This is a genomic window from Acidovorax sp. KPB24-07 (genome assembly GCF_057543315.1).
Map to the genome: position 1 here is coordinate 1 of NZ_BAAJYS010000531.1, position 1,923 is coordinate 1,923.

The 1,923-nt window shown below is 72.4% G+C and carries 1 protein-coding gene and 2 pseudogenes; 2 read left to right on the forward strand and 1 reads right to left on the reverse strand.

Annotation, left to right across the window (positions count from 1 at the left end; all coding sequences use genetic code 11):
* Window positions 1–95 (forward strand): annotated as a pseudogene (locus tag AC27IQ_RS23500) (ABC transporter permease); the annotation flags it as partial.
* 63 nt (window positions 96–158) lie between these two features.
* Window positions 159–1,532 carry a sulfite reductase subunit alpha gene (locus AC27IQ_RS23505; RefSeq protein ID WP_487090995.1) on the forward strand — a complete coding sequence of 458 codons (1,374 nt, stop codon included), beginning with the start codon at window positions 159–161 and terminating at the stop codon, window positions 1,530–1,532.
* 64 nt (window positions 1,533–1,596) lie between these two features.
* On the opposite strand, the pseudogene AC27IQ_RS23510 reads toward AC27IQ_RS23505, so the two are convergent.
* Window positions 1,597–1,923 (reverse strand): annotated as a pseudogene (locus AC27IQ_RS23510) (hypothetical protein); the annotation flags it as partial.

The window sequence follows — 1,923 nt, forward strand, 5'->3', positions numbered from 1 at the left end:
TGTACGCACTGCTCGGCAAGCTGGCCGACGTGTTCGCCCGCGGGCTGGAGCACTGGTGGCTGCGCTGGCACCCCGGCTACCAGGCCAAGTCCTGAACCCGTCCGCCGTGCGCTCGACCGAAAGAAAGAAACCGCCCATGACCTTTTCCCATTCCCCCAATCGGCCAGGCCGAGCGCATGGCGCTGCAGAGCGCGGCCGCATTGCAGCGCGCCGGCTTGGGTGTGGCCGTGCAATCGCTGCAGGCGCTCACGCCCGCGATGCTGGCCGGGCACCGCCGCGTGCTGCTGGTGGCCAGCAGCTTCGGCGAGGGCGAGCCGCCCGACAACGCCCGCCGTTTCGCCCGGTTGCTGACACAACAGCCGCCAAACTCGCTGCAGGGCGTGCGCTACGGCCTGCTCGCGCTGGGCGACCGCAACTACACGCGCTTTTGCGGCTTCGGCCACGCTTTGGACGAAGGCCTGCGCCGGGCGGGCGCCGGGCCGCTGTTTCCGCTCATCGAAGTGGACGACGCAGATCCTGCGGCCCTGGCCCGCTGGAGCGAGGCCCTGGCCGCATTGGACGGCGTGGCGCATCTGGCCCTGGAGGGAGCCTTGGCGGAAGGCGGTATGGCGCCCGTCTACGCGCCGTGGCGCCTGGAACGGCGCGATTGCCTCAATCCGGGCAGCCTGGGCCACCCCTTGTTTGAGGTGTCGCTCACCTCAGGCACCCCGGCCGAATGGCATCCGGGCGCCTTGGTGGAGGTGCTGCCGCGCCACGCGCCCGAGGCCGTCGTGGCCTGGCTGCAAGCCGCGGGTGCCGATGGCGCTGCACCGGTGCAGCATGGGGGCGTCAGGACCACGCTGGCCGAGGCCCTGGCGGTGAGTGTGCTGCCCCCGCTGCCGTCGGGCGCGGCAGAGGTCCATGCCCAAGCCTGTGCCGATGCGCTGGTGGCCCTGGCGCCCCGCACCTACTCCGTGGCCTCCCTGCCTGGCGACGGCGCGCTGCAGCTGCTGGTCCGCCAGGAGCGGCATGCCCAGGGGCTGGGGCTGGCGTCGGGCTGGCTCACCGCCCATGCCCCGCTGGGTGCCGAAGTGGCTTTGCGCCTGGTGACCAATCCGCGCTTCGATGCCGCCCCGGGCGACGCACCTTGCCTCTTCATCGGCAATGGATCGGGCCTGGCGGGCTTGCGCTCCCACCTGCGGGCTCGGGTGCGTGCGGGCCACCGGCGCAACTGGCTGCTGTTCGGCGAGCGCCAGCGGGCTCACGACAACCTGTGCGCCGAAGAAATCGGTGGCTGGCAGAACCAGGGCTTTCTCGAACGACTGGACCGGGTTTTCTCCCGCGACGGGGAGGCCCATCGCCATGTGCAGGACCGGCTGCGCGATGCGGCGGGCCCCTTGCGCGAATGGATCGCGCAGGGCGCGGTGGTCTATGTGTGCGGCAGCGCCGAAGGCATGGCGGCCGGCGTGGACGCGGCGATGGTGGAGGTGCTCGGAGCCGATGCCGTTGATGCGCTGATCACCGAGGGCCGCTACCGGCGCGACGTGTACTGATCCGCTGCAGGCCGACACGCGGCGGCGGCTGGGGTGATGAGGCCCGTGCCGCCGCTGGTACGGCTCAGCGCAGGTCGCCGTACTGGGTGTTGCTCAGATCGGGCGAGCGGGCGTCGCTGCCCGGCATTTCCGTGTCTTCGAAGCCGGTGGGCGTCGAAGGCAGCAGCGGTCCCGAGCGCGTGGACACCCCCGTGCGCGGTGCTGGTGCGGGAGGCTTGGCCGCGGCGGCGTTGTCCAGGGCCCGCTTGAAAGCTGCCACTTCGTCGGCCTCGATCGGGTCGAACGCCTTGGCAGGGGCGCGGGCCGGCGGGGCCGGTGGCACCAGGGGCGCGCTGCGCGGCGCGAGCAGCGGGATCGATGGGTGGGGGCGGCCACGGGGTGCGGGGGGCCG